We start from the raw sequence: 25,896 nt of genomic DNA, 5'->3' as shown, positions 1-25,896 counted from the left end.
CTCTACAAAATCGTACGCACGCGCCAGAGCTCGGGGAATAGCTCGATCTCCAGCATCCGTTTGAGATAGCTGACGCCGCCGGTACCACCGGTGCCGCGCTTGAAGCCGATCACGCGCTCGACCGTTGTCACGTGGTTGAAGCGCCAGCGGCGGAAATAGTCCTCGAAATCGACCAGCTTCTCGGCAAGCTCATAAAGCATCCAGTGCGTCTCCGGCGCCTCGTAGACGATACGCCAGGCCTGGAGTACGCCTTCATTGAAGCTGTGGGTTTCGCGGACGTCGCGGGCCAGCACGGCCGCAGGCATCTTGAGCCCACTACGGTCGGCAAGCCGCAGCACCTCGTCATAGAGGCTTGGGGTCGCGAGCTCGGCTTCGAGCAGCTTCGTCGTTTCCGCATCGTGCGCGTGCGGCTTGAGCATGGCGTGGTTGCGGTTGCCGAGCAGGAATTCGATCAGCCTGTATTGACGTGACTGGAAGCCCGAGGACTGCCCGAGCTGCGAGCGGAAGCGCGTATACTCGCTCGGCGTCATCGTCCGCAGCACGTCCCAGGCGCCATTGAGCTGCTCGAAGATGCGCGACACCCGCGCCAGCATCTTCATCGCGGGCTGCACCTCATCCCCGGCGATGGCGCGGCGGGCGGCGCTGAGCTCGTGGATGGCAAGGCGCATCCACAGCTCCGTGGTCTGATGCTGGATGATGAACAGCATCTCGTCATGGGCTTCCGAGAGCGGATGCTGCGCGCCGAGAATCGCATCCAGCGCCAGGTAGTCGCCGTAGGACATGCGCCGGGCGAAATCCGTCTCCGCGCCTTCGCTTGCAGGATCGTAATCGCTGGACGTCATGATAAGTCCTCTCGATCCATCTTCCCTCGCCTCGTCAGTCGAGGCCGATCAGACGCGCGGTGATCGGCGACGACGGATCCTTAAGCCCGTCGATCACGGTAAAATGGTTGAGCCCGGGATCGATGACGAGGTGCGTCGGCACGTCGAAACCGGTCCAGACGTTGGCCATCAGGTCGGATTGGCGGATGAATTCAGGGCGCTCGTTACCGCCGACCCAGGCCGTCACAGGCGACTGCCCCCGCGGCAGATGCAGCGCCGCGCTCTCGAGCGTCGCCTCCTGCATGGTCATGCGCAGCGTCTCGTTCATCCTTGTCTTCAAAAGCGGCCGCAGATCGTGCAGGCCGCTGATCGAGAGCGTGCCGGCAATACGATCGTAGACGGCGGGCTCGAGCCGGCTGTCGTCGCACAGCATGCGCGTGACGAGATGGCCGCCGGCGGAATGGCCGGCGAGCCGGATCGGCCCTGGCACCAGCGAGGCCGCCTTTGCGACCGCGGCGGTGATCTCGGCAGTGATGTCGGAGATGCGTGCGGCCGGTGTCAGCGTGTAGCTCGGCAGCGCCACGGCCCAGCCATGATGCCTTGCGCCTTCGGCAAGATCGGTCCAGGCTGATTTATCAAAGCGCATCCAGTAGCCGCCATGCACGAACACGACGAGGCCCTTGCTGTCGCCGTCGGGCAGGATCAGGTCGAGGCGCTGCCGCTCACCGGCGCCGTAGGCGACGTCGGGACGAAAATCCCTCAATCCCGCACGGTAAGCCGCCGCCCGCTCCGCCCACAGCGCCGGCATTTTGTCCGAGCCGGGGATATGGGTCGAATTGGCATAAGCATCATCCCAATCGCGCATCGTAATTTCCTCGGCGGATTTAAGGCCCCTGCAACGGACCCCAGTCTGCCACCGGCAAGGCCGCCATCCTAGCCTTTATTTTAAGCTTAAAGGATTGATCCGCGCCCGTGTCTCGGACAGCGGACCGCATCGGCAAGGTATGTCCTTTGCCCTGAGGAGCCGCCGTCACATTAAGTGACTGCGAGCGCAGCGAAGCGAATCCAGAATCGCTCCGCGGCGGCAGTCTGGATTGCTCCGTCGCTTCGCTCCTCGCTGACGGCAGAGAGGGCAAGCGGTTGCTTACGCCTTCTCCACTCCGCACCACTCCGCGATGAACAGCGCCATCGCCTTGGTGGACTTCTTCAGCGACTCCAGCTCGACAAACTCGTTGAAGCCGTGCATCTCGCCGCCGCTCGCGCCGAAGCACAGGCTCGGGATGCCATGATTGAGGCCGTAGAAGCGGGTATCGGTAAGTGCAGTGAAGACGAGGTCCTCGACTGCGCCACCGTAGACCTTATTGAAGGCCTTGCCGAACGCGGCCTCGGGTGCGGCAGCGTCAGTCAGTTCATACCCCTCCGACAGGAAGCCCGACCATTCGATCTCCGGCGGGTTGTTGGCGAGGAAGCGGTGGTTGCGCGCAGCGGCCGCGACGCATGCCAAAATCTCCTTCTGGTGCTCGGCGATCGACCAGCCCGGCAACACGGCAATCCGGCAGTCGACGTCGCACCAGGCCGGCACGCTAGAGGCCCAATCGCCGCCCTTGATGATGCCGGGATTGAAATTGATTGGATGGTTGAGCGTCCTGAAGTGACGGTCGGCTTTGGCGCGCTCGTTCCATTCGATCTCGAGTTTTTGTAGGGCCTGGATCAAATGATAGGCCGCCATGATTGCGTTCGCGCCGGAACCGGCGAAGGCAACGTGGGTCGGATGGCCCTTCACGCGCAGGCGAAACCAGATCACGCCAACCTGAGAGCGCACCATCTTGCCGCCGGTCGGCTCCGGGATGAAGCAGGCATTGGCGCGGTAGCCGCGCTGAAGCGTCGAGAGCGCGCCGACGCCCGTGCTCTCCTCCTCGATCACGGACTGGAAGTGGATCCGCGCCGTAGGCTTCAAGCCCGCGGCTTTGATCGCATCCAGCGCGTAGAGCGCACCGATCGTGCCCGACTTCATGTCGCAGGCACCCCGGCCGAACATCTTGCCGTCCTTGATGACGGGCGAGAACGGCGGCGTATCCCACAATTCCAGCGGACCTGCCGGCACCACGTCGCAGTGCCCCTGGAGGATCAGCGATTTTCCAACGTTGGTTTGCGGACGGTAGGTGCCCACCACCGAACGCGCTTTCGAAAAATCATGCTCGATCGGGCCAAAACCGCGCAGATCCTTGAGATCGTCGACATTGATGTGCCAGTCGTCGACCTCATAGCCGCGTTCGCGCAGGAGATCGCCGATCATGTCCTGGCACGGTCCCTCCGCTCCGCGGGTCGAGGGGATCGCGACGAAATCGCGGGTGGTCGCAAGCTGGACTTCGAAGCCGGCGTCGACGGCGTCAAGAATCCTCTGCTGCGTCTCGGCGTTCATCAGGCAACTCCAATCGGGCGTTCAGATCATCGATGGAGCGCAAGCTAGCCGATTTCAGCCGTTCGGGTACTGTACAAAATAAGCATCCCGCAATGCATCTTCGAGCAGCCGGCCTTCGAAGTAGCCATTCAACGTCGCAGGCCGGCTGACGCCGTCGAGCAAACGCGGACACGGCTCGGGCGCGCCGAGCACCGTGCGCACCGGGATGCGCTCGGCATAGATCGGGAGTTCGTAGTCCTCATCGTCATCGGCCACGCCCTTGGCACGGATCTTGGCCGAGGCCTCCTCGATCGCCATCGCGATGAAGGAGGTCGCCCTGGTCTCCTGCGCGGTGCTCTGACGCAGGCCCGCGGTGCGGCCCGGGAAGAAGCGGTCGACCATCGCGATCACGGCGCGCTCCTTCTCCTCGCGGTCGGTGACGAGATAGGCGGTGCCGAACGCCATCACCGCGCGGTAATCGGCGGAGTGATTGAAGCCGCAGCGCGCCAGCACGAGACTGTCGAGATGGGCTACCGTCAGGCAGACGCGCTCGCCCCTGGTCTGATTGCGCAGCATGCGGCTGGCGCTGCTCCCATGCCAGTACAGCTTCGTTCCTTCGCGCCAGAAGAAGGTCGGCGTGCAATAGGGCTGACCGTCGATCACATAGGACACGTGGCAGAGCATCGAGGAATCCAGGATGCGGTGAACGGTCGCGTGATCGTAGAAGCCGCGGTCATGACGGCGCTTCACCTGGTTGCGCGCTGATGTCGGATAGGAGTTTGAGTTTTCAACCTGGCTCACGGCCACACCTCGGAGATTGGAACAATTCGGAGAGTTGTAGCCGTGGATTTGGTCTGCGATAGTGCCAATTCCATGCGAAAATTTCCGACCAATTCTCCCTCGCCGGCCAAGGCCGAGCTGCCGCTCGACCTTACCGGTCCGCACATCACGGCCAGGGCCTCCGCGGCGCACCGGCTCTACCAGGCGCTGTGCGAGACGATCGTCTCCGGTCTCGTCAGGCCTGGCGAGCCATTGCCGCCCTCACGGGCACTGGCGCAGCAGACCGGCTTGCGCCGCAACGCCGTCGTCACTGCCTATGAGCGGCTGATCGCCGACGGTTTTGCCGAGGCAACCGTCGGCTCCGGCACCTTCGTCGCCGCGCGCATCCCTGCACGAGCAGCCGAGGCGAACAAACCCAAGGCGGTTGTCGAAGCGCCGCAGCATGGCGCGTTCGCGCTCGGCTGCACCCATATCGACGAGCGCGCCGTGCAGCGCTTCCGCGCCTTCGTGGGCCGGCGCATGCGCGCATTCGGATCCGAGCATCTGCATTATGGCGATCCCCGCGGCAGTCGCGAGCTGCGTGCGGCAATCGCCGATCACCTGTTATCGACGCGAGGGCTGCGCTGCGATCCCGATCAGATCATGCTCACGTCCGGCACGCTGCATGCGCTGCGCATCGTGCTGAGCGCGATCCTTAGGACGGGCGACCAGGTCTGGTGCGAGGACCCCGGCTATCCGATCGCGCGCCGGACGATCGGACATTGCGGATATCGCACCGTACCCATTCCGGTCGACGCGCACGGGCTGCACGTCGCCAAAGGTCGTTCGGCGGCGCCGTCTGCGCGCGCGGCCTATGTCACGCCGTCGCACCAGTTTCCGCTGGGCGTCCAGATGTCGATGCCACGGCGGCTCGAACTGCTGCACTGGGCAAAGCAGGCCGGCGCCTTCGTGTTGGAGGACGATTACGACAGCGAGTTCCGCTATGACGGCGCGCCGCTGATGTCGCTCGCCGGGATCGATCACCTCCAGCGCGTGATCTACCTGGGCACCTTCGCCAAGACCTTGTTTCCGGGCCTGCGCATCGGCTATTGCGCGCTGCCCGAGCGCCTGATCGCGGACGTGACGGCTGCACGGGCTGCGCTCGACCGCTTTCCCGGCACGCTGATGGAAGGCGCGGTGGCCGACATGCTCAATTCCGGCGCCTTCGCCGCGAACCTGAAGCGGGTGCGAAAGCTCTATCGCGAGGCGCGTGATGCGCTGGCGGAGACATTGGAAGCGAAATCGGACAGGACGCTATCGGTGCCGGTGCCGTCGCAAGGGTTGCATCTTGTCGCACGGTTCGATCCCTCGGTCGATCCGTCGCGCGCGGCCGAGGCCAAGCGGGCCGCCGGCGCGGAAGGCTGGCTCCTGGCCGACACCTATTCGCTCGCGCGTCCCCTGCCCGGTTTCGTGCTTGGATTTTCAGGGCATACGGTTCCGCAACTGGTGGCCTCTGCCGAACGGCTGGCGCGCGAGTCGCGCGCTATCTTGTGCGCGAGGAGCTCAGCCCGGCAGGCGTAACGAAGCTTCGCCTATCAGAATCGCCTCCAGCTCCCTAGATTGCGGCATCGACGCCGGACTTCAATCATGCTGCTACACCGCGCGACCTGCCTTTCGCTCCTGATGTCCCTCGCGCTCGCCTCCACGGCGCGCGCAACAATGGTCGGCCGCGAACAGGACATCGTGGACCTCAAGCTCGGCCAGCGCGTGCAAGTGGATGACGGAACTTGCCCCGCCGGACAGGTCAAGGAAGTGCGCGGCGCGAGGATGACCGACAAAGGCGTTTCACGGACCAGCACCTGCGTGCCACGATACGGTCCGAAAACCAAATAATCTGAACGTCACTTCGCCGGATCGAACATGCACTGCAAGGTCGGCTTGGCGATTTTGGTGAAGGTCGGGCCGATTTCGCCCTGCTTGGACGTCGGCACCCAGTCGGTCTCGATCGTCGGCACGCCGGTCTCGCTGATGCCGCGCAGCAGCGCCTCACGCAAGTCGCGGTCCTCGACGACGGCAGCGGCATGGTCGTGCAGGCAACCGCAGACCTCCTCCGGGTGCTCCCAGCGCCCGAGCATGCGCGGCGCACACTGACGCACGAATTCGGCACGGGCATCCGGCAGCCTGGAGGGAGCGCGCACCTGCGCCGCAGCGGCGCTGAGCGTCAGAACGGACATGAACGCTGCGGCGCAGAAACGAGCAATCATGATGGCCTTTGCCGGCAATTTTTCTTGTTGGCGATCAGAAGCGCGTGGCGACTACGATCGGCTGCGGTGCCGTGATCGTCAGCGACGAACCGGTGTACTGGAAGGTGCCGACACCGGGAACACTGCCATCCGGCGAGCCCGCGAACGAGGAACCGGCAAGCACGAAGCCGAAGGCAAGGATGAAGCTGAGCGCGCGCATGGTCTTGTCTCCGAATCGGTGGCCGCCGGTGCCGTCGTTGTGAAGCTGATAACCATGGGTGGTTTCGTGCGTGATGCGCCAAAAGCGGAAAATGGTTTCATCTTTCGTGAGAATTGTTTCGTCGTGTCCGGCACGACGAAACATTCGCCGGAAAATCCCAATCTTTTCAGGTGGGTCGCGCCATGGCCCAGACCTCGCAGTCGTCAGTGAGTGAAGAACTCGCCGCACTTCTGGACGCTTGCGTCCGCTGGTCCCCACGGCATGATCGGCACGGTCGAGGTCGAGTTCTTCGGTGAACCCTCGATTAGTTTGTCCGAATAGACCATGTAGACCAGCACGTTGCGCTTGGCGTCACAGCCGCGCACGATCTGCATCTTCTTGAAGAATAGCGAGCGGCGCTGGCGGAACATGTCGTCGCCCTGCTCCATCTTGTTCTTGAACTTGATCGGGCCGACCTGGCGACAGGCCAGCGAGATGTCCGAGACCTCCTCGGCAAGGCCGAGCCAGCCCTTGAAGCCGCCCTTCTCCGGCACGGTGAAGTGACAGGCGACGCCCTCGACCTCGGGGTCGTCGAGGCCGTACGTCGCGAGCTTGTCGTTCGGGCTCATCCATTTGAATACGGTCGAGCGGCGGAAGATCAGATCCGGCTCGTCGGCAGCAAGGGCGGGCGCCGCGCAAACCGTCAGAGCCAGGAGGAATAAAGCGAGGCCCTTCAAACGGATGCCGAAAAGACCGTCGAAACGAGATGACATGAAGTTCTCCGGTAACAAGTCCCCGCAATGTAGGCATCAGGCGGCCGGTCAGGAAGACGAGCGGCCAGTTGGCACGGCCGCCGTTTACCGCTCTGTGAGGCTTTTTTGCTACGCGTTGAACAAAAGTAGCTGACGGCAGAACCACCTTAAGGGTGAACGCGTATCCCTTTTGCGAGACTAACGATTGATTTGGGTTGTGGATTCGAGGATGAACAGCGTGAACGGGTCCGGTTTTGCTGCCAAGCCAACGCGGATTTGGCGGATCGCCATTTTGACGGCGGCGGGTGCGATCGGGACGGCAAGCCAGGCTGACGCAGCGTTTTATTATTGGACGGATTATTCTGATGGGTCCTATTACGCCCGACAGGATCGGCTTCCCGAAATACCGCGCCAGAAGCCGCCGAAGCGCGGCACGGCGGGCAAGAAGGAGATCGTCGCTGAGAAGGAAGCCGGCACCAAGCCGCAAGGACCGCTCGTCATCGTCGTCTCGATCGACCGGCAGAAGGTGACGGTCTACGACAGCAAGGGCGTGTTCGCGGAATCTCCGGTATCGACGGGCATGAAGGGCCATTCGACGCCGATGGGTGTGTTCAGCGTCATCCAGAAGCACAAATTCCACCATTCCAACATCTACAGCGGCGCCCCGATGCCGTACATGCAGCGGATCACCTGGTCTGGCGTCGCCATGCATGCCGGCGTGCTGCCGGGCTATCCGGCCTCGCATGGCTGCATCCGCATGCCAATGGCGTTCGCGGTGAAGATGTGGAACTGGACCAGGATGGGCGCGCGTGTGATCGTCGCGCCCGGCCAGATGTCGCCGCAAAGCTTTTCGCATCCGCTGCTCGCCTCGGTGCGCGTAGCGCCGCAACCCGCCGCCAGCCTCGCGCCGCAGATCAACGCCAGCGACAAAGCCGATAAGGGCGCGGCGCAAACCAAAGTCAGCGAAGCCAGGCCGGCCGAGACGAAGACCGCGAGTGCAGACAGCGTGCTCGAGCTGCGCGCGTCCGTCGGCCACACCGTGATGTCGGATGTGACTACCGGCAATGCGCCCGCCCGCGAGGAAGCGGCTGCGCCGGCCGACAAGATCACGACCAAGACCGCCGAGGCATCTGACGCGGCCAAGCCGCAGTCCGAAGAAACCGCCAAGCCCGCGAACATGGACGCAAAGCCCATTGAGGCCGCAGAAGCGCCCAAGGCTTCGACAGTGAGCGACGACAAGCTCGGCGCTGCCAAGACCGAAGCTGCCGATTCCCGGAAGAAGCCTGATGCTCCGGCACTCGCCACCTCGGCGGACGCGGACAAGGACGAGACCCGCGTTGCCGATCCGGCACCTGCGGCGAAGCCGGATGCGCCGCGGCGGGCCGGCCAGATCGCCGTTTTTATCAGCCGCAAGGATTCCAAGCTCTACGTGCGACAGAACTTCGCGCCGTTGTTCGAGGTGCCCGTCGTGATCGCCCCGAGCGACCGGCCGCTCGGCACGCACGTCTTCACAGCCGAAGTCGATAAGACCGATTCCAACGCGCTGCATTGGTCGGTGGTGTCGCTGCCGATCTCCGTCCGCGCCGCTGCGCGCGATGACGACGGACGCGTGTCACGCCGCCAGCGTGGCGCTGCCGTGATCCCCGTTGCCGCAAGGCCGGTGGTCACGCCGGACAGCCCGACTGAGGCCCTCGACCGCATCTCAATTCCGGCCGACACCATGGCGAAGATCAACGAGATGCTGACATCAGGTGGCTCGATCATCGTCTCCGACCAGGGCATCAACCAGGGCGAGACCGGCGAAGGCACCGACTTCATCGTCCGCCTTTACTAGCGCCTTCATTAGCGAGAGCGTTTTGAGCGAAGTGGAGACCGCTTCGCGCAAAGCAAACGCGTCAAACGTCTAGTGCTTCGCCGCGACCGATAACACGGGTGTTGACGAGTGAGATTGCAGCGGCGGAGTAACATGCACCCCTGATCATTTCGGGGGACGGCGTCATGATGAACCGCAGGACCATGCTCGGCGCGCTTGCAGGCGCACTCGTGCCAATGACGCGCGCGTTTGCCGACGGCGGCATGAGCCGGATCTCGGCCTATGCCTTCTCCTTCCCCGCATTGTCCGGCGAGAACATCCGCCTTGCCGCGTACACCGGCAAGCCGCTGCTGGTGGTGAACACCGCTTCGCTCTGCGGCTATACCCCGCAATATGCAGGCCTTCAGGAGCTCTGGGACGAGTTTCGCGAGCGCGGGCTCACCGTGATCGGCGTGCCCTCCAACGATTTCGGTGGCCAGGAGCCCGGCGGCGCCAGCGAAATCTCCGAGACGGCCCACCACCAATACGGCGTTTCCTTCCCGATCACAGCCAAGTCCGTCGTGATCGGATCGAAAGCGCACCCCTTCTACAAATGGGCCGCCGACGCGCGGCCGCGAGAAGTTCCGAAGTGGAACTTCCACAAATATCTGACCGGCCGTGACGGCTATATCGCCGAGGTCTTTGCGTCCGCCGTCGCGCCGACCGATACGCGGGTCAAAATGGCCATTGCCAAGGCGCTGGCCGACACTTGATGCCAGTTGCGCCCCATCCCGTTGGGCACAATTGTGGCGGGGCATCAAACAGCCGTTGCAATGGCGAGGGCCCACCCTCTAGGCTAGGATCGTTTGGGGCGGGACGGTTTTGCCGCGGAAAAGGCGCGGCGGAACAACGGGATCAATCTCGAGGACAACACCATGCGTGTGGCGGCAGGACTGATTTTGGCAAGCGCGATGTCTCTAGGCATGACCGGCGCGGCGTGGTCGCAGACCGCCGCAAAACCGGCGGCCACCACCCAAGCAGCACCGGCGATACCGGCCGCTTCCGCGCCGGCGGCTGCGCCGGCACCCGCTCCCGCAGTAGCTGCCGCGCCAGCGGGCTTCGTTAACCCGCCACCGAAACAGGCGCCGCAGCCGCCGCGTGCAGCCTGCAGCACGCCGGGCGCGCTCGGTGTCGCCCGCACCGTCGAGATCGACACCACCGGCGGCCCCGGCTTCGGCTTCGAGCATTTCAAGGAGCTCGACTTCCTGCGCGACCACGAGGTGGTGCTGACCTTCGACGACGGCCCCTGGCCCAAGAACACGCCCGCCGTGCTGAAGGCACTCGCCGACGAGTGCACCACCGGCATCTTCTTCTCCATCGGCAAGCACGCGACCTACGAGCCGGAGATCCTGAAGCAGGTCTATGCGGCCGGCCATACCGTGGGCAGCCACACCTGGTCGCATGCCAACCTCAACAACAAGAAGCTCAACGAAGCGCAGCGCAAGGAAGAGATCGAGAAGGGCCTCTCCGCGGTGAAATGGGCGCTCGGCGGCATCTCGCCTTCGCCTTTCTTCCGCTTCCCTGCGCTCCAGCATCCGCCGGAGATGGTCACCTATCTCGGCAACCGCAACATCGGAATTTTCTCCTGCGACATCGATTCGTTCGACTTCAAAGCCTCCAAGCCTGAGAAGGTGGTCGAGACCGTGATGAAAAAGCTCGACACCAAGGGCAAGGGCATCATCCTGATGCACGACTTCCAGAAGCACACCGCCGAAGCTTTGCCCGAGCTGCTCAAGCGCCTGAAAGCCGGCGGCTACAAGGTTGTGGCGATGCGCTCAAAATTCCCGGCCTCGACGCTGCCCGAATATGACCAGGAGCTGCTCAAGGACGTCAAGCTGCCGACGGTGAGCCAGCGCCCGGTCAATTCCGTGGTGACGACCGTTTCCGAATAGACGGCAATTGTCTTTCCGGTTTGAAGGCTACGTCATCGTCTCCGCGGACGGCATGCTCGCCGACGCCGCGCATGTGATGCCGGACAGCCTGAAGTTCGAGGGCGACAAGCTGTTCTTCGAGCAGGCGCTCGATCGCGCGGCGCTGATCGTGCACGGCCGCAACTCGCACGAGCACCAGCCGAACTCGCCCAAGCGCAAGCGACTGATCCTGACCCGCAAGATCAGGGCACTAACCGCCGATCCTGAAATGCCGAACGCGACATTGTGGAATCCTGGTCACGCCAGCTTCGCGGAAGCTTGCGCCTTCGCCGACGTCGCTTCCGGCACGGTCGCGATCATCGGCGGCCCGATGGTGTTCGACATGTTCATGGACCGCTACGACACGTTCTGGCTGTCGGAAGCGCCGCATGTCCGACTGCCCGGCGGCGAAGGCTGTTTTAGCAGCGTGCCCCAGCGGACGCCGCACGAGGTGCTCGCCTCGCACGGAATGAAGCCCAGCGCGCCGTATCTGCTCGATGCGGCACATGATGTCACCGTCACGCCGTGGCGGCGGGGATAGCTCAAGATCAAGGTGCGCATCGCCGCTGTGAGCCAGGCCTGCCCTCAGGGAACAACAATCGCCGCGGCCCGTGCCCGTCATCGCGCCCGCTCCTGCGTCTCTGGCGATGGCTCAATGTGCCAAGAGTTTCAACAATCCGGAAATCGGCTTGCGCGGCAGATTCGCGTGCGCGAGTGTTGGAGTCTGAGAGAGCAGCGCCGAATGGCGACGGTGCGGCGGAGTTACGACGTTCCTCATCCCGAGCCTGTTTAATGCGGCGTGAACCGGCGAGGCCAAAGCTCCTTCCCACACGAGCGAAAAATTAGAACTTCTCTGTTATGCAGATCGCATATGGCGACTTCATTCCGCTCTCTGGCGATACCCCGGCCCTTCATTAAGGACAAAGAGATCATGAGTTCGATTTTTTCTCCCCTCTCCTGCCGGAAGTTTCTCGGCGCCATCGCGCTCCTGGTGTCGCTGACCTTTCTGTCAGTGATGTCGCCGTCATCGGCCTACGCGATCGATCTGCCGACCGACGACGAGCAGGACGTGCTGGTCCGCACGACGCTGATGACCTTCAACGATGCCAACATCACTGGCAACTACTCGGTCCTGCTTGCCAAGGGCTCGAGGCAGTTCCAGGAACAAATGACGGCCGAGAAACTGGGGGCCGCGTTCGAATCCTTCCGCAGCAAGAAGCTGTTCTTCGAGGGGATCGTCACCGACGACTACGAATCACAGCAGAAGGCCAAGCTCGATTCGGAAGGTGCGCTCGTCCTCGCCGGCGAGTTCAAGAACGACGAGGTCCGGGTCAAGTACAAGCTGCGTTTTGCCCAGAACGACAATGCCTGGAAGGTCATCGGCATCGACGTCGATGCCAAGAAACACCGACAAGAAACACTGACAAGAAACACTGACAAGAAACCCCTGACAAGAAGCCGAGACGGGAAATCCTGAGCGGCGATCCGGCGCGGCTGCCAAGAGGAGGCTGCTTCGATGTCGACGAGCGATACTCCATCGACGTCCAAATCCTTTTGGCGCCGTGGCCTCGCCGGCTTTCTCGACTTCCTGACGGTGTTCTTCGTCGGCGGCTACTCCATCGGGGCCGCCACTGGCGAAACGACGACGGACGGTTTCAGCCTGCACGGCGCATCCGCTCTTGTGCTGTTTGCCCTGATCACCCTGTACTTCTATCTTGGCTGGAAGGTGCTGGGTGGCACGCTCTGGCAGCGCATCCTTGGGGCGCGTTAGGACATAGTCTGGAAAAGTGCGAAGCGGTTTTCCGAAAAGATCATGCTTAAACGACAAGCTAAAGCGCGGTGATGATTCATCCCAATCTCATCACGCTTTTAGGGTGCGGGTTGGCGTCAGCATAATCCACCCTACAGCACCGCGCGGAGCGGCGGTCATACCCTGCCCTACACGTCCCCGTAGGCCGCTTCGGCCGGACGTGTGGTTCGGCCGTAGCCGATGATCATGCACAGTGCGCCGATGATCGACAGGTTCTTCAGCGCGTCGATCACCACCTTGGCGTTGTCGGGCGGCGCCTGGTTCCAGAAGTCATCGAACAGCACGGTCGCAACCGCGATGTAGATGATCAGCAGCATCGCGAAGAATCGCGCGCCAAAATTCAGCGCAATCATCAGCCCGGCGATGACCTCAAGTCCTCCGACCGCGATCGCCAAAAGTTGCGGCGTGGTCATGGCGGTCGCGGTCTCGACCTGCTTGGCGTAAGGCGCAATCATATCGGGCACCATGATCTTGGTGGCGATGAAGTCCGCCGTCGCCTGGATGGCGAACAGCTTGGACGCGCCCGTGTAGATGAACAGTACGGCGAACAGGATCCGCCCGAAAGTCACGAACGCTGGCATGATCGGCCTCTTGGCAAGAGCGCTAAGCACGGGATGCGCGAGGGATTATGAAGAGTCCGCTTGAGGTTTTCAAACAGGGAAATGGAGAACCGCGACGAATTCAAATAAGCCGCGCGACCGGTGCCCCTCCTCCCCTGTCGGAGAAGGATGTGCATCTTTCGCGCAGATCGACCCTTACGTAAACAACGTTGGCTGCTGCCTCGCCGCGCGCTCCTGCGCTTCCACCACCGCGACCGCGGTCATGTTGAGGATGCCACGTGCGGTCACCGACGGCGTGAGGATATGCGCCGGCCGTGCCGGGCCGATCAGGATCGGGCCGACCGGGAGCGCGTCCGCCAGCGACTTGATCATCTGGTAGGCGACGTTGGCGGTATCCAGGCTTGGCATGATCAGGATGTTAGCCTCGCCCTCGAGCTTGGAGTGCGGAAGTACCATTTTCCGCGCAGCCGCTGAAAGCGCGGTGTCGCCCTGCATCTCGCCATCGGCCTCGATCTCGGGATGCTTCTCCTTGAGAAGCTGGGTCGCCCGGCGCATCTTGCGCGAGGAATCGGTATCGTAACTGCCGAAATCCGAATGCGAGACGAAGGCGATCTTCGGCTTGATGTTGAAACGCTGTACGTGGACCGCCGCGAGCGAAGCGATCTCGGCAAGCTCTTCCGCGCTCGGATTTGGGCGCACCTGCGTATCCGCGATGAAAAATGCGCCCTTGCTGGTGATCAGCAGTGCCAGCGCGGCGTAGTCGCTGACGCCGGCTGAGAAGCCGATGATCTCGCGGACATGGCGCAGATGACTCATATAGCGACCTTCGACGCCGCAGAGCATGGCGTCGGCCTCCCCGCGCACCACCGCAAGTGCCGCGATCACCGTGTTGTTGGTGCGCACCACCGTGCGCGCCGCGTCGGGTGTCACACCGCGGCGGCCTGCGACCTCGACATAAGACTGCACATAGGAACGGTAGCGCGGATCGTCCTCGGGATTGATGAGGTCGAAATCCTTGCCGGCCTTGATCAACAGGCCGAACCGCTTGATGCGCGCCTCCACCACCGAGGGGCGGCCGACCAGGATCGGCCGCGCCAGCTTCTCCTCCAGCACCACCTGGGTGGCGCGCAGCACACGCTCGTCCTCGCCTTCGGCGTAGATCACGCGCACCGGCTGAGTCTTGGCCTTGGCGAACATCGGCTTCATGACGAGGCCGGAGCGGAAGGCGAAGCGCTCGAGCAGCGCGGTGTATTCATCGAAATTGGTGATGGGCCGCGTTGCGACGCCCGATTGCATCGCCGCCTTCGCCACCGCCGGCGCGATGCGCAAGATCAACCGCGGATCGAACGGGCTCGGGATCAGCGAGCCCGGGCCAAAACCCTGCGTCTCGCCCGTGTCAAAACCCTGCGCGACTGCATCCGACGGCGCCTCGCGCGCGAGCTGCGCAATCGCCTCGACGGCCGCGTGCTTCATCTCCTCGTTGATGGCGCTGGCACCGACGTCGAGCGCGCCACGGAAGATGAAGGGAAAGCACAGGACGTTGTTGACCTGGTTCGGATAATCGGAGCGGCCGGTGCAAATCATGGCGTCAGGGCGCACCTTGCGCGCCTCCTCCGGCATGATCTCCGGCACGGGATTGGCGAGCGCCATGATCAACGGCTTGTTGGCCATCGCCTCGGCCATCTCCGGCTTGAGCACGCCGGGCGCGGACAGGCCGATGAAGATGTCCGCGCCGCCGATGACGTCGGCAAGCGTTCGCTTGTCGGTCTTCTGCGCATAGACGGCCTTCCAGCGGTCCATCGAGGTGTTGCGGCCCTCGTGCACCAGGCCGTCGATGTCGCAGACCCAGATGTTCTTGCGCTGCGCGCCCATCGACACCAGGAGATTCAGCGTCGCGATTGCCGCGGCCCCTGCTCCCGAGGCCACGATCTTGACGTCGGACAGTTTCTTGCCGTTCAACCTGAGGCCGTTGGTGATGGCGGCAGCGACGATGATGGCGGTGCCGTGCTGGTCGTCGTGGAAGACCGGGATCTTCATGCGCTCCTTCAAGCGCGTTTCGATCTCGAAGCATTCCGGTCCGCGGATGTCTTCCAGATTGATGCCGCCGAAGGTTGGCTCGAGCGCCGCCACGGTCTCGACCACGCGGTCGATGGTATCGGCGGCGATCTCGATGTCGAACACGTCGATGCCGGCGAATTTCTTGAACAGGACCGCCTTGCCCTCCATCACCGGCTTGGAGGCCAGGGGGCCGATATTGCCGAGGCCGAGCACGGCGGTGCCGTTCGAGACCACGGCGACCAAATTGGCGCGGGTGGTGAGCGAGGCGGCCTCGGCGGGATTCTTGGCGATTTCGGTGCAGGCGGCGGCGACGCCCGGAGAATAGGCCAGCGCGAGATCGCGCTGGTTGGCAAGCGGCTTGCTCGCCTGGATCTCGAGCTTTCCGGGCCGCGGCAGACGGTGATAGGCGAGCGCCGCCTGGTGGAGATCATCAGAATAGGACGACATGCGGTGTCTCGCCTCGCGTTACCGGCCTCAAACCAAATTGTCCCGACCGGCCGCCTCGGGCGGTATTCCGGGTCGTGGAAACCGGATGAAGCACGGCCGGCGCCTCAGTGGCAACATCCGATTGCAACCTTACTCTTTCGCCCGACGAATCGCCGGCTACGCCGCCATCGGCGTTCTCTATGCAAGGCTCCAAGACAAGGCTCCAACACGCGGATGCCCGGGACAAGCCCGGGCACCCGAAGTTGTAGACGTCGATCGACTCACTTCTGCGGCAGGTTTACCCGGATGTGCAGCTCGCGCAGCTGCTTGGTGGTGGCCTCCGACGGCGCGCCCATCAGGAGGTCCATGGCCTGCTGGTTCATCGGGAACAGCGAGATCTCGCGCAAATTCGTGGTGCCACAGAGCAGCATCACGATGCGGTCGACGCCCGCGGCCATGCCGCCATGCGGGGGCGCGCCGTACTGGAAGGCCCGGTACATGCCGCCGAAGCGGTCGACGACTTCCTGCTCGCCGTAGCCGGCGATCTCGAACGCCTTCACCATTGCTTCCGGCACGTGGTTGCGGATGCCGCCCGAGGCGATCTCGTAGCCGTTGCAGGTGATGTCGTACTGGAACGCCTTGATGGTCAGCGGGTCCTGGTCCTTCAGCGCGTCGAGGCCGCCCTGCGGCATCGAGAACGGGTTGTGCGAGAAGTCGACCTTCTTGTCGTCCTCGTTGTACTCGTACATCGGGAAGTCGACGATCCAGGCGAGCTCGAACCGCTCCTTGTCCGTGAGGTTCAACTCCTCGCCAACCTTGTTGCGGGCAAGACCCGAAAACTTCCAGAACTTGTCGGGATCACCGGCGACGAAGAAGGCGGCATCGCCTTCCTTCACGCCGAGCTGCGCGCGGATCGCGGCGGTGCGTTCGGGACCGATGTTGTTCGCGAGAGGACCGGCGCCCTCGCCGCCCTCACGCCACATGATGTAGCCGAGGCCGGGCTGGCCTTCGCCTTGCGCCCAGGAATTCATGCGATCGCAAAACGCGCGGCTGCCGCCGCCCGGCGCCGGGATCGCCCAGACCTGGCACTTGCGGTCCTCGAGCATGCGCGCAAAGACCTTGAAGCCGGAGCCGCGGAAATGTTCGGAGACGTCCTGCATCTCGATGGGGTTGCGCAGGTCCGGCTTGTCGCTGCCGTATTTGCGCAAGGCTTCGGCGAACGGAATCCTGCGCCAGCCCTTGGTCACCGGCTTGCCCTTGGCAAATTCCTCGAACACGCCGGTGATGACCGGCTCCATCGCAGCGAACACGTCGTCCTGCGTGACGAAGCTCATCTCGACGTCGAGCTGGTAGAACTCGCCGGGCAGACGGTCGGCACGCGGGTCCTCATCGCGGAAGCAGGGCGCAATCTGGAAGTAACGGTCGAAGCCGCTCATCATCAGCAGCTGCTTGTACTGCTGCGGCGCCTGCGGCAGCGCGTAGAATTTTCCCGGATGAATGCGCGAGGGCACCAGGAAGTCGCGCGCGCCTTCCGGCGAGGATGCGGTCAGGATCGGGGTGTTGAATTCGAAGAAGCCCTGCTCCTTCATGCGACGTCGCATGGAGTCAATGATCGACACGCGCGTCATGATGTTCTGGTGCAGCTTCTCGCGGCGCAGATCGAGGAAGCGGTACTTCAGGCGGATGTCTTCAGGATATTCCTGGTCGCCGAACACCGGCAGCGGCAAGTCGCCGGCCGGACCCAGCACCTCGATCTCGCTGACGTAAACTTCGATCTTGCCGGTCGGCAGATCGTCATTGTCGGTACCTTCGGGGCGCCGGCGGGCCTTGCCGTCCATCCGCACCACAAATTCCGAACGCAGCTTCTCGGCCAGCGAGAATGCCGGCGAGTCCGGGTCGACCACACACTGGGTCAGACCGTAATGGTCGCGCAGATCGATGAACAGCACGCCGCCATGGTCGCGAACGCGATGGACCCAGCCCGAGAGGCGAACCGTTTCGCCGATGTTGCTCTCGCGGAGCGCGCCGCATGTATGTGACCGGTAGCGATGCATGGTCGTCCCAAATTCAATGTCGGAGGAAGCGAATCGAACGGCCTGTAACTGCCGGTCCGAAGTTGCGGCAGGGTTTACCCGACGAGGCCCAAAGCGGCAACCAAGGGAACGGCCTGATTCGGACCAGATGCGCCCATTTTTGGCTTATCTGGGGTCCAACCTTTGCCATCAGGCGTTCCAGCCCTATCTTGAGGTCATGACGGTTCATTTCCCCTTCCAGAACTCCTATTCGGCGCTGCCGGACAGCTTCTTCGCCCGCGTCGCGCCGACCCCAGTGGCGGCGCCCCGGCTGATCAAGCTGAACCGGCCGCTGGCGGTCCAGCTCGGGCTCGACCCGGATATGCTGGAGACCCCGGAAGGCGCCGAAATCCTGGCCGGCAAGACGGTTCCCGTGGGCGCCGATCCCATCGCTATGGCCTATGCCGGCCACCAGTTCGGGCATTTCGTACCCCAACTCGGCGACGGCCGCGCCATCCTGCTCGGCGAGGTCATCGACAAAGACGGCATCCGCCGGGACATCCAGCTCAAGGGAAGCGGCCCAACCCCGTTCTCCCGCCGCGGCGACGGCCGTGCCGCGCTCGGGCCGGTCTTGCGCGAATACATCGTGAGCGAGGCGATGTTCACGCTCGGCATTCCGACCACGCGCTCGCTCGCCGCGGTCGTCACCGGCGAGCATGTGATCCGCGAGACCGCCCTGCCCGGCGCGGTGCTGACGCGCGTCGCCTCCAGCCACATCCGCGTCGGCACCTTCCAGTTCTTTGCCGTCCGCCGCGACACCGAGGCCATCCGCCGGCTCGCCGACCACGTCATCACCCGTCATTACCCGGATTTGCTTCGAGCGGAGCGGCCCTATCACGCGCTGCTCGCAGCCGTCGTTGCGCGGCAGGCTGAGCTCATCGCGCGCTGGCTCCTGGTCGGCTTCATCCATGGCGTGATGAACACCGACAACACGTCCATTTCCGGCGAGACCATCGACTACGGCCCCTGCGCCTTCATGGATGCCTACAATCCCGCGCAGGTGTTTTCCTCGATCGACGAGATGGGCCGCTACGCCTACGCCAACCAGCCGCGCATTGGCTTGTGGAATCTGACCCGGCTCGCCGAATGCCTGCTGCCGCTGTTCTCAGACGAGCAGGAAAAGGCGGTCGCCGAAGCTCAGGACATTCTCGGCGCCTTCGCCGAGACGTTCAGTGCGGCCTATCAGGCCGGCCTGCGCAGGAAGATCGGCCTGTTCACGGAGCGCGACGGCGACGAGGCGCTGATCCAGGACCTGCTCGATGCCATGGCGAAGAACCAGGCGGACTTCACCCTCACCTTCCGCAAGCTCGGCGATGCCGCAGGCGACGCAGGCGCAGACGTGCGCGCGCAGTTCATGGAGCCCGCGGCGTTTGACGAATGGGCCGGACGCTGGCGCGAGCGCATCGCGCTCGAGCCGCAGAGCGCGGCCGAGCGGCAAGCCACCATGCACGCCGTGAACCCGATGTTCATCCCGCGCAACCACCGCGTCGAAGCCGTGATCCAGGCCGCCGTCAACAATGACGATTACGCCCCGTTCGAGGAATTGGTGAAGGTGCTGGCCAGGCCCTACGAGGACCAGCCGGAGTATGCAGATTATGCCGATCCGCCGCTGCCGGACCAGCGGGTGCTGCAGACGTTCTGCGGGACGTGAAGCGGTTCGGCCGCGCACCACCATCTCTGATTGATGCATTGCATGGGTTGCGCCTTGCGCTGGTCGGCGCCTGACTCGCGGGCGTTGTGGACACGTCCCATTCGTGGAACCGCTGTCATCAAACTGAAACACACGCGCTCTAACGGGCTGCAGGGTTGTCTTGTCGGAGGCGCCCGTCCTCCAATCACAAAAGCGCGCCATGCCCTTCAAATTCATCCACCTCACCGACACGCACCTGGCGAACCCCGGCTTGAAGCTTTACGGCCTCGATCCGCGCGCGCGGCTGGATGCGGCGATTGCGGACATCAACGCCCATCAGTCCGACGCGGCGTTTGCGGTCGTGACCGGCGATCTCACCCATTGGGGCGAGCTTGAATCCTACGCCAATTTCGCCGAGGCGATGGCGGCGCTGAAGATTCCCTACATCGCGATGGTCGGCAATCATGACAAGCGCGTCATCTGCCTCGACGCGCTGAAGGCCGCGCCGCGCGATCCCAACGGCTTCGTGCAGGGCACACGCACCACCGAGCACGGCCTGTTCGTCTTCCTCGACACGCTGGACGAGACCAGCCATGCCGGCGAGATGTGCGCAAAGCGCCTCGGCTGGCTGGCGAACACGCTCGCGGCCGCGCCCGACGACCAGGAATTCGTCGTGTTCATGCACCATCCACCCTTTCCCGGTCGGCGTGCTCGCAATGGACGAGATCGCGCTGAAGCAGAGCGCCGAATTCGCCGAGGTGATAGCGCCTTACCGTTCGCGCATCCGCCACCTCTTCTTCGGACATGTGCACCGGCCGATCTTCGGCAGCTACGGCAAGACTCCCTTCTCCACGCTGCGCGGCACCAACCACCAGGTCTGGTTCGAGCTGAATGCCAACGCGCCGCATCTGGCGAGCCACGAGCCGCCGGCCTACGGCGTGGTGCTGATCGACGATGAGAACCTGGTCGTGCACAGCCACGACTTCCTCGACCAAAGCCCACGCTTCCCCTTCGCCGCGCCAGCGGGAATCGGCGACCGCGACTATGCGCTCAATTTCCCGGCGCGGTGACATGAGCCTCGCTGGACCCGCGGCTCTCCCGGTCGCGACCTCGGCAGCACCGCGCCTGCACGTCCTGACGCGTTTCACCGCCGGCTTCACGGCGTCGCTGCCGGCCTATCTGCTGCTGCTGCCCTCGCTGGTCTTCCTCGCGCTGTTCACGTATGGCGCGATGGGCCGCGTGTTTATCGATGCGCTCTATCAGCGCACGACGCCGAAAGCGCCCGTCCGCTTCGTCGGCATCGACAATATCAGCGCAGTGCTTGCCGACCCCGCCTTCACCGGCGCGGTCGTCAACAATCTCATTTATGCCCTCGGCACAGCGATCCCGAGCATCGGCCTCGCGCTGTTGTTCGCGCTCGCGCTGGCGCGCACCAGCGCGGTGACCAGCGCGCTGCGCGCCGCGCTGTTCCTGCCGGTGCTGATCCCGATGGTCGCGGCCTCCGCGCTGTTCCTGTTCATCTTCCTGCCCAATGTCGGCCTGCTCGATTACTACATCGGTCGGCTGCTTCCGGTGCTGCCGAACTGGCTCGGCGATCCCGACATCGCGCTATCCGCGATCATGGTGATCACGATCTGGAAGAACGCCGGCTATTACATGCTGTTCTTCCTCGCGGCTTGCAGGCGGTGCCGGAGGACGTCATGGAGGCCGCCCATCTCGACGGCGCCGGTCCGATCCAGCGCCTGCGCTACATCATCCTGCCCGAGCTCAAGCCCACCTTCCTGTTCGTCACCGTGATCGCGACGCTGAATGCGGTGACGCAAGTCGACCACGTCTTCGTCCTGACCCAGGGTGGCCCGTCCAACTCGACCAATCTCGTGCTGTTCTACATCTATCAGCAGGCCGTCGAGCATTATGACGTCGGCAAGGCATCGGCGGCGACGCTGCTGACGCTGGCGGCGTTGATGGGCCTCACCGCGCTTTCGTTCCGGACGCTGGCGAACCGCGAGAGCGGCCCATGAATTTGATCGACCGTCTGTTCAGGGATGCTCCGCTCGCCACCCGCCGCGAGATTACGCCAAAGCTCGGTTTCGTACTGACCGTGCTGCTCGCACTGGTCTGGCTGATCCCGTTCGTCTGGATGGGCGTGGCGACCTTGCGCCCGGCTTCCGATTGCATCAACCTGATGGCCGAACTGATGCCGAGCCTGAAGCCGACGCTCGACAACATCAGGGATGCCTGGGAGATCGGCGACTTCCCGCGCTACACCCTCAACACCACCATTATCTGCACCGGGATCCTGCTGGTGCAGTTCGTCACGATCACGCTGGCGGGCTTTGCTTTTGCGCGCCTCGCCTTCGCCGGCAAGACGCTGATCTTCTACCTGTTCCTGATGCAGCTGATGCTGGTGCCGGTGCTGCTGATCGTGCCCAATTTAAGCCTGATCGCGCAGCTCGGCCTCTACGACACGCTCACTGGCGTGATGATGCCTTTCTTTGCCTCCGCCTTCGGCACCTTCCTGATGCGGCAAGCGTTCGAGGCCATTCCAACCGAGCTGGAGGATGCCGCCCTGATCGACGGCGCCGGCCTATTCCAGCGCATCCGCCACATCTACGTGCCGCTGTCGCTGCCGAGCTTCTCGGCCTTCGCCATCATCTCTGTGACCAGCCACTGGAACGACTTCCTGTGGCCGCTGATGGTGATCAACTCGCCGGACAAGCGGCCGCTCACGATCGGGCTCTCCGTCTTCACCAAGACGGCCGAGGGCACGCAGGCCTGGGCACCATCGCCGCGGGAACGCTGATGGTGATCGCACCACTGCTCGTGACCTTCCTGATCTTCCAGAAGCGCTTCATCAGCTCTTTCGTCACCTCAGGCATCAAATAGGAGATTTTCCGATGCTGTTCTCCCGCAGGCTCATGCTCGGCCTTGCCATCGCAGGCACGATGGCCGGCGCCCTCGCTTTTCCAGCCATCGCCGGCGAAGGCCCGACCGAGATCGATTTGTTCTTCCCCGTCCCGGTCGACGGCAAGCTCGCCCGCGACATGGGGACCTTGATCAAGGAGTTCAACGAGACCCACCCCGAGGTCAAGGCGACCGCGGTCTACACCGGTTCCTACGATGACACGCTGATCAAGACGCGCGCCGCGATCAAGGCCGGCAAGCCGCCGTCAGCCGTGATCATGTCGGCCAACTTCCTGCTCGACATGCAGATCGAGAACGAGCTTACCAATCTCGATCCTCTGATCGCCGCTGACGGCACCACCAAGGAAAAGTTCTTGGGCCAGTTCTTCCCGGCGCTGCAAGGCAATGCGGTGATCAACCGCTCGGTCTACGGCGTGCCTTTCCACAACTCGACGCCGCTGCTCTACATCAATGCCGATCAGGCCAAGGAGGCCGGCCTCGATCCGAACAAGCCGCCGCAGACCTGGGCCGAGCTTACCGAATGGGCCAAGAAGCTCACCAAGCGCGAGGGTGACAAGGTCATGCGCTGGGGCATCGCGATCCCATGCGCCTATGATTATTGCGGCTGGATGATGGAAACGCTCACGATGTCCAACGGCGGGCGCTACTACAACGAGGAGTTCGGCGGCGAGGTCTATTACGACACGCCTTCGATGCTCCGTGCGCTCACCTGGTGGAACGACCTTATTTATAAGCACAAGGTGCATGCGCCCGGCGCGACGCCCGGTCCGGCCGTCAGCACCTCCTTCATCTCCGGCAATGCCGCGATGATGATGCTCTCGACGGGGTCGCTGACCTATGTCCGCGACAACGCCAAGTTCAGCTACAAGGTCGCCTTCATTCCTCGCAACGTCCGCAATGCCGTGCCGATCGGCGGCGCATCGCTGATCATTCCGGCAGGACTCGAAGCCGACAAGCAGAAGGCCGCCTGGACGCTGATCAAGTGGATGACTTCGCCCGAGAAGAGCGGTTGGTGGAGCCGCGCCACCGGCTATTTCGCGCCCAATATGGCCGCCTACAAGACGCCCGAAATGGTGGACTTCCTGAACAAGAACCCGGACGCCAGGACCGCCGTCGAACAGCTCGACGTCGCAAAGCCGTGGTTTGCGACCTACAAGACCGTGCCGGTGCGCAAGAACCTCGAGGACGAGGTGATGCTAGTCCTCAACGGCAAGAAGCAGCCGAAGGACGCCCTCGCCGCCGCTCAGAGAGCCGCCGACGAGACGCTCAAGCCGTACAACGCTGAGACGTCGCTGAAACTGCCGTAAGGCCGGCAACTCATCGCACGAACAAACTTCGGCGCGCCGTCACGCGGGGCGCCGAATGCGTTTCGACGGGCCCCGCCCGTTAACCCCTCGTCCACCATCCGGCCCGCCCCGCGGCCGGTAACCACGAGAATTAACAGACCCTCAATTCGCCCCGGACAAGTTTAGCAATGCTTCTGAGGGGTTTTCACCGTGGACCTGTTGGTTTTCGAGTTCCTGGGACTGGCTCTGGTCGCCATGTGCGTGCTTGTGGTGGCACTGCCGTGTGCCCGGAAATCCTCGCAGCGGGTCCGCTACGAATAGGATTTTTGTCGGAAAAGGCGATTCCGGCCCAAATGCAAGGCTCGAATTCGCATCGAGCCCCTTGACATCACTGCACTTTCGGCAGAACGGCTGATGGTCTCGTCATGGGCCGTTCATGGATTTGATTACCACCACCGCTGACCTTGCGGCTGCCTGCAGCCGGCTGGCCAAGCACCCCGTCATCACTGTCGATACCGAGTTCCTGCGCGAAACCACCTATTACCCGCTGTTGTGCGTGGTGCAGATGGCGAGCGCCGAGGAAGCTGTCGTCATCGACGCTCTGGCCGAGGGCATCGACCTCAAGCCGTTCTTCGAGCTGATGGGCAACGAGGCCGTGCTGAAGGTCTTCCACGCCGCTCGCCAGGACATCGAAATCATCTGGCACCAGGCCGGCATCATTCCCCACCCGGTGTTCGACACCCAGGTCGCGGCCATGGTGCTCGGCTATGGCGACAGCATTGCGTACGACCAACTGGTCGAGAAGGTCACCGGGCACCGCCCGGACAAGACCCACCGCTTCACCGACTGGTCACGCCGGCCGCTCTCCAAGGAGCAGATGCACTACGCGGTCTCCGACGTCACCCACTTGCGCGACGTGTTCGCGGCGCTCGATGCCGACCTGAAGAAGCGCCGCCGCAGCGAATGGGTCTCCATCGAGATGGAGGTTTTGACCTCGCCCAGAACCTACGACTTCCACCCCGAGCGCGCCTGGGAGCGGCTGAAGACCCGGGTGCGCAAGCCGAAGGATCTCGCCGTGCTGATGGAGGTGGCGGCCTGGCGCGAGCAGGAGGCGCAGAGCCGCGACGTGCCGCGCGGCCGCGTGCTGCGCGATGAAGCGGTCAGCGACATCGCAACGCATGCGCCGACTACGCTTGAGAAGCTCGCCCATCTGCGCTCGGTGCCGAAGGGATTTGAGAAATCCAAATGGGGCGCGGACATCGTCGCCGCCGTCGAGCGCGGACTGGCGCGGGATTTCTCGACGCTGCCGAAGCTGGAGAAGCCGCGCAACAATTCCAATGGCGCGGCCATCGTCGAATTGTTGAAGGTGCTGCTGCGCATGACCGCGGAGCGCCATGCCGTCGCCAGCAAGGTGATTGCCACGGTCGACGATCTCGAAGAGATCGCAGCCAGTGACGAGGCCGACGTGCCGGCTTTGCGAGGCTGGCGCCGCGAGCTGTTCGGCGATGCCGCGCTGAAACTGAAGCGGGGCGAGCTGGCGCTCGCAATCGAAAAAGGCCGCGTGGTCGGGGTGCAGCGGGCGTAGGCCCGCGAAAGCCTGTGGCTGGCGCACTGCCAGCCGCATCGTCTGTGCGAGCCAACGGGTCCGCGCAAAGCGCGACCCGTTCACAGGCTCCGCGAAGATTCCATGGGGGTGGATAGCGACCAAGTCTGAGGCCAGACTGAGGTTGCATCCATTCAACCTGGAGACGACGATGTTGCTCGATCATCCTATCGACGGACCGGCCGCTATCCGCACGCAGTTTGGCGCAATTTTCGTGTCGTTGGAACTGAGTCGTTCGACATGGCTGGTGACCTCGCTCTCGCCGGGCAAGGGCGAGAAGATGTCGAAACACAGCGTGGAGGCCGGCGGTCTTGCGGAACTGCTGAAGCTGTTCGCGGAGCTGAAGCGCAAGGCGCAGGTGCGAATGGGCGAGAGCTATCCAATCATCACGATCCAGGAGGCGGGGTTGGACGGGTTCTGGCTTCACCGGGCCCTGCAGCAGGAAGGCATCGAGAGCCACGTGGTGGATCCGGCCTCCATCGCGACGCCGCGCCGGCGCCGGCGAGCCAAGACGGACAGGCTGGACGGCGAGACGTTGTTGCGGACGCTTCTGGCCTACAAGCGTGGCGAGCCTCGGGTCTGCGCCATG

The 25,896-nt window shown here is 63.6% G+C and carries 22 protein-coding genes and 4 pseudogenes; 16 read left to right on the top strand and 10 right to left on the bottom strand.

The genetic code is table 11. The annotated features are described in order from the left end of the window. Window positions 1–2: 2 nt before the first annotated feature. The 4 genes from kynA to IVA87_RS19860 form a co-directional block, all read right to left on the bottom strand. Window positions 3–842, bottom strand: coding sequence for a tryptophan 2,3-dioxygenase (gene kynA / locus IVA87_RS19875; protein ID WP_247303531.1), 840 nt, complete (start codon window positions 840–842; stop codon window positions 3–5). Window positions 843–876: 34 nt separating this feature from the next. Then, window positions 877–1,686, bottom strand: a complete 810-nt coding sequence (locus tag IVA87_RS19870; RefSeq protein ID WP_247303533.1) for an alpha/beta hydrolase — start codon at window positions 1,684–1,686, stop codon at window positions 877–879. Window positions 1,687–1,965: 279 nt separating this feature from the next. Continuing rightward, window positions 1,966–3,243 (bottom strand): ArgE/DapE family deacylase, encoded by a 1,278-nt coding sequence (locus IVA87_RS19865; protein ID WP_247303535.1) that lies wholly within the window; start codon window positions 3,241–3,243, stop codon window positions 1,966–1,968. Window positions 3,244–3,297: 54 nt separating this feature from the next. Then, window positions 3,298–4,023, bottom strand: a complete 726-nt coding sequence (locus IVA87_RS19860; protein WP_247303536.1) for a pyridoxamine 5'-phosphate oxidase family protein — start codon at window positions 4,021–4,023, stop codon at window positions 3,298–3,300. 72 nt (window positions 4,024–4,095) lie between these two features. On the opposite strand from IVA87_RS19860, the gene IVA87_RS19855 reads away from it, so the two are divergent. Next, window positions 4,096–5,562, top strand: coding sequence for a PLP-dependent aminotransferase family protein (locus IVA87_RS19855; RefSeq protein ID WP_247334660.1), 1,467 nt, complete (start codon window positions 4,096–4,098; stop codon window positions 5,560–5,562). 66 nt (window positions 5,563–5,628) lie between these two features. Further along, the gene (locus IVA87_RS19850; RefSeq protein WP_247281560.1) at window positions 5,629–5,874 is read left to right on the top strand and encodes a DUF6719 family protein; all 246 of its coding nucleotides are present in this window, start codon (window positions 5,629–5,631) and stop codon (window positions 5,872–5,874) included. Window positions 5,875–5,882: 8 nt separating this feature from the next. Here the strand turns inward: IVA87_RS19850 and IVA87_RS19845 are convergent, their stop codons facing one another. From IVA87_RS19845 to IVA87_RS19835, 3 genes are read right to left on the bottom strand one after another with little or no spacing between them, the layout of a single operon-like run. Beyond that, on the bottom strand, window positions 5,883–6,245 hold the full coding sequence (locus tag IVA87_RS19845; RefSeq protein WP_247303540.1) for a hypothetical protein: 363 nt from the start codon (window positions 6,243–6,245) through the stop codon (window positions 5,883–5,885). A 34-nt stretch (window positions 6,246–6,279) separates the two neighbouring features. Then, window positions 6,280–6,588: a hypothetical protein gene (locus IVA87_RS19840; RefSeq protein WP_247334659.1), complete on the bottom strand. Its 309-nt coding sequence runs from the start codon at window positions 6,586–6,588 to the stop codon at window positions 6,280–6,282. Between the two features lie 59 nt (window positions 6,589–6,647). Next, entirely contained in the window at window positions 6,648–7,196 is a 549-nt protein-coding gene (locus IVA87_RS19835) for a CreA family protein (RefSeq protein WP_247303542.1), read from the bottom strand. A 208-nt stretch (window positions 7,197–7,404) separates the two neighbouring features. Between IVA87_RS19835 and IVA87_RS19830 the strand changes: the two genes are divergently transcribed. The 6 genes from IVA87_RS19830 (at window position 7,405) to IVA87_RS19805 (ending at window position 12,708) form a co-directional block, all read left to right on the top strand. After that, window positions 7,405–9,009 carry a L,D-transpeptidase gene (locus IVA87_RS19830; RefSeq protein ID WP_247334658.1) on the top strand — a complete coding sequence of 535 codons (1,605 nt, stop codon included), beginning with the start codon at window positions 7,405–7,407 and terminating at the stop codon, window positions 9,007–9,009. Between the two features lie 164 nt (window positions 9,010–9,173). Further along, entirely contained in the window at window positions 9,174–9,740 is a 567-nt protein-coding gene (locus tag IVA87_RS19825) for a glutathione peroxidase (RefSeq protein ID WP_247303546.1), read from the top strand. Between the two features lie 162 nt (window positions 9,741–9,902). Next, window positions 9,903–10,919 carry a polysaccharide deacetylase family protein gene (locus tag IVA87_RS19820; protein ID WP_247334657.1) on the top strand — a complete coding sequence of 339 codons (1,017 nt, stop codon included), beginning with the start codon at window positions 9,903–9,905 and terminating at the stop codon, window positions 10,917–10,919. Between the two features lie 7 nt (window positions 10,920–10,926). Next, the gene (locus IVA87_RS19815; RefSeq protein ID WP_247303550.1) at window positions 10,927–11,478 is read left to right on the top strand and encodes a dihydrofolate reductase; all 552 of its coding nucleotides are present in this window, start codon (window positions 10,927–10,929) and stop codon (window positions 11,476–11,478) included. Between the two features lie 390 nt (window positions 11,479–11,868). Beyond that, window positions 11,869–12,414, top strand: a complete 546-nt coding sequence (locus IVA87_RS19810; RefSeq protein ID WP_247303552.1) for a hypothetical protein — start codon at window positions 11,869–11,871, stop codon at window positions 12,412–12,414. A 39-nt stretch (window positions 12,415–12,453) separates the two neighbouring features. Further along, the gene (locus tag IVA87_RS19805; RefSeq protein WP_247303554.1) at window positions 12,454–12,708 is read left to right on the top strand and encodes a hypothetical protein; all 255 of its coding nucleotides are present in this window, start codon (window positions 12,454–12,456) and stop codon (window positions 12,706–12,708) included. 167 nt (window positions 12,709–12,875) lie between these two features. On the opposite strand, the gene IVA87_RS19800 is transcribed toward IVA87_RS19805, so the two are convergent. The 3 genes from IVA87_RS19800 to aspS all read right to left on the bottom strand — a co-directional run bounded on the left by IVA87_RS19800 (window position 12,876) and on the right by aspS (window position 17,845). Next, window positions 12,876–13,328: a DoxX family membrane protein gene (locus tag IVA87_RS19800; protein ID WP_247281570.1), complete on the bottom strand. Its 453-nt coding sequence runs from the start codon at window positions 13,326–13,328 to the stop codon at window positions 12,876–12,878. Window positions 13,329–13,502: 174 nt separating this feature from the next. Next, on the bottom strand, window positions 13,503–15,812 hold the full coding sequence (locus IVA87_RS19795) for an NADP-dependent malic enzyme (protein ID WP_247303556.1): 2,310 nt from the start codon (window positions 15,810–15,812) through the stop codon (window positions 13,503–13,505). A gap of 260 nt (window positions 15,813–16,072) precedes the next feature. Beyond that, window positions 16,073–17,845: an aspartate--tRNA ligase gene (gene aspS, locus IVA87_RS19790; protein WP_247334656.1), complete on the bottom strand. Its 1,773-nt coding sequence runs from the start codon at window positions 17,843–17,845 to the stop codon at window positions 16,073–16,075. A gap of 196 nt (window positions 17,846–18,041) precedes the next feature. Between aspS and IVA87_RS19785 the strand changes: the two genes are divergently transcribed. The 8 genes and pseudogenes from IVA87_RS19785 to IVA87_RS19750 all read left to right on the top strand — a co-directional run. Further along, window positions 18,042–19,514 carry a protein adenylyltransferase SelO gene (locus tag IVA87_RS19785; protein WP_247303567.1) on the top strand — a complete coding sequence of 491 codons (1,473 nt, stop codon included), beginning with the start codon at window positions 18,042–18,044 and terminating at the stop codon, window positions 19,512–19,514. Window positions 19,515–19,713: 199 nt separating this feature from the next. Next, a pseudogene (locus tag IVA87_RS19780) lies at window positions 19,714–20,160 on the top strand (metallophosphoesterase); the annotation flags it as partial. Between the two features lie 49 nt (window positions 20,161–20,209). Further along, a complete protein-coding gene (locus tag IVA87_RS19775; protein WP_247303570.1) occupies window positions 20,210–20,563 on the top strand; it encodes a hypothetical protein in 354 nt (117 codons plus the stop codon). A 1-nt stretch (window position 20,564) separates the two neighbouring features. Further along, window positions 20,565–21,514: pseudogene (locus tag IVA87_RS19770) on the top strand (sugar ABC transporter permease). After that, a pseudogene (locus IVA87_RS19765) lies at window positions 21,511–22,379 on the top strand (carbohydrate ABC transporter permease). Before IVA87_RS19770 ends, IVA87_RS19765 begins: the two co-directional pseudogenes overlap by 4 nt. An 11-nt stretch (window positions 22,380–22,390) precedes the next feature. Continuing rightward, window positions 22,391–23,725, top strand: coding sequence for an ABC transporter substrate-binding protein (locus IVA87_RS19760; protein ID WP_247334653.1), 1,335 nt, complete (start codon window positions 22,391–22,393; stop codon window positions 23,723–23,725). A gap of 415 nt (window positions 23,726–24,140) precedes the next feature. Beyond that, the gene (rnd, locus tag IVA87_RS19755) at window positions 24,141–25,289 is read left to right on the top strand and encodes a ribonuclease D (protein WP_247334652.1); all 1,149 of its coding nucleotides are present in this window, start codon (window positions 24,141–24,143) and stop codon (window positions 25,287–25,289) included. A 169-nt stretch (window positions 25,290–25,458) separates the two neighbouring features. Then, window positions 25,459–25,896: pseudogene (locus IVA87_RS19750) on the top strand (IS110 family transposase); the annotation flags it as partial.

Source organism: Bradyrhizobium sp. 147 (assembly GCF_023073935.1).
Taxonomy (GTDB): Bacteria; Pseudomonadota; Alphaproteobacteria; order Rhizobiales; family Xanthobacteraceae; genus Bradyrhizobium.
The sequence above is the reverse complement of the archived record's forward strand: the minus strand, read 5'-3'. Positions and strand labels throughout refer to the sequence as shown.

Excerpts from the sequence above, each read along its gene's own strand:
- kynA (WP_247303531.1), bottom strand. The coding sequence starts at position 842 with ATGACGTCCAGCGATTACGATCCTGCAAGCGAAGGCGCGGAGACGGAT.
- IVA87_RS19870 (WP_247303533.1), bottom strand. The coding sequence starts at position 1,686 with ATGCGCGATTGGGATGATGCTTATGCCAATTCGACCCATATCCCCGGC.
- IVA87_RS19865 (WP_247303535.1), bottom strand. The coding sequence starts at position 3,243 with ATGAACGCCGAGACGCAGCAGAGGATTCTTGACGCCGTCGACGCCGGC.
- IVA87_RS19855 (WP_247334660.1), top strand. The coding sequence starts at position 4,096 with ATGCGAAAATTTCCGACCAATTCTCCCTCGCCGGCCAAGGCCGAGCTG.
- IVA87_RS19850 (WP_247281560.1), top strand. The coding sequence starts at position 5,629 with ATGCTGCTACACCGCGCGACCTGCCTTTCGCTCCTGATGTCCCTCGCG.
- IVA87_RS19845 (WP_247303540.1), bottom strand. The coding sequence starts at position 6,245 with ATGATTGCTCGTTTCTGCGCCGCAGCGTTCATGTCCGTTCTGACGCTC.
- IVA87_RS19840 (WP_247334659.1), bottom strand. The coding sequence starts at position 6,588 with ATGTTTCGTCGTGCCGGACACGACGAAACAATTCTCACGAAAGATGAA.
- IVA87_RS19835 (WP_247303542.1), bottom strand. The coding sequence starts at position 7,196 with ATGTCATCTCGTTTCGACGGTCTTTTCGGCATCCGTTTGAAGGGCCTC.
- IVA87_RS19830 (WP_247334658.1), top strand. The coding sequence starts at position 7,405 with ATGAACAGCGTGAACGGGTCCGGTTTTGCTGCCAAGCCAACGCGGATT.
- IVA87_RS19825 (WP_247303546.1), top strand. The coding sequence starts at position 9,174 with ATGATGAACCGCAGGACCATGCTCGGCGCGCTTGCAGGCGCACTCGTG.
- IVA87_RS19820 (WP_247334657.1), top strand. The coding sequence starts at position 9,903 with ATGCGTGTGGCGGCAGGACTGATTTTGGCAAGCGCGATGTCTCTAGGC.
- IVA87_RS19810 (WP_247303552.1), top strand. The coding sequence starts at position 11,869 with ATGAGTTCGATTTTTTCTCCCCTCTCCTGCCGGAAGTTTCTCGGCGCC.
- IVA87_RS19805 (WP_247303554.1), top strand. The coding sequence starts at position 12,454 with ATGTCGACGAGCGATACTCCATCGACGTCCAAATCCTTTTGGCGCCGT.
- IVA87_RS19800 (WP_247281570.1), bottom strand. The coding sequence starts at position 13,328 with ATGCCAGCGTTCGTGACTTTCGGGCGGATCCTGTTCGCCGTACTGTTC.
- IVA87_RS19795 (WP_247303556.1), bottom strand. The coding sequence starts at position 15,812 with ATGTCGTCCTATTCTGATGATCTCCACCAGGCGGCGCTCGCCTATCAC.
- aspS (WP_247334656.1), bottom strand. The coding sequence starts at position 17,845 with ATGCATCGCTACCGGTCACATACATGCGGCGCGCTCCGCGAGAGCAAC.
- IVA87_RS19785 (WP_247303567.1), top strand. The coding sequence starts at position 18,042 with ATGACGGTTCATTTCCCCTTCCAGAACTCCTATTCGGCGCTGCCGGAC.
- IVA87_RS19775 (WP_247303570.1), top strand. The coding sequence starts at position 20,210 with ATGGACGAGATCGCGCTGAAGCAGAGCGCCGAATTCGCCGAGGTGATA.
- IVA87_RS19760 (WP_247334653.1), top strand. The coding sequence starts at position 22,391 with ATGCTGTTCTCCCGCAGGCTCATGCTCGGCCTTGCCATCGCAGGCACG.
- rnd (WP_247334652.1), top strand. The coding sequence starts at position 24,141 with ATGGATTTGATTACCACCACCGCTGACCTTGCGGCTGCCTGCAGCCGG.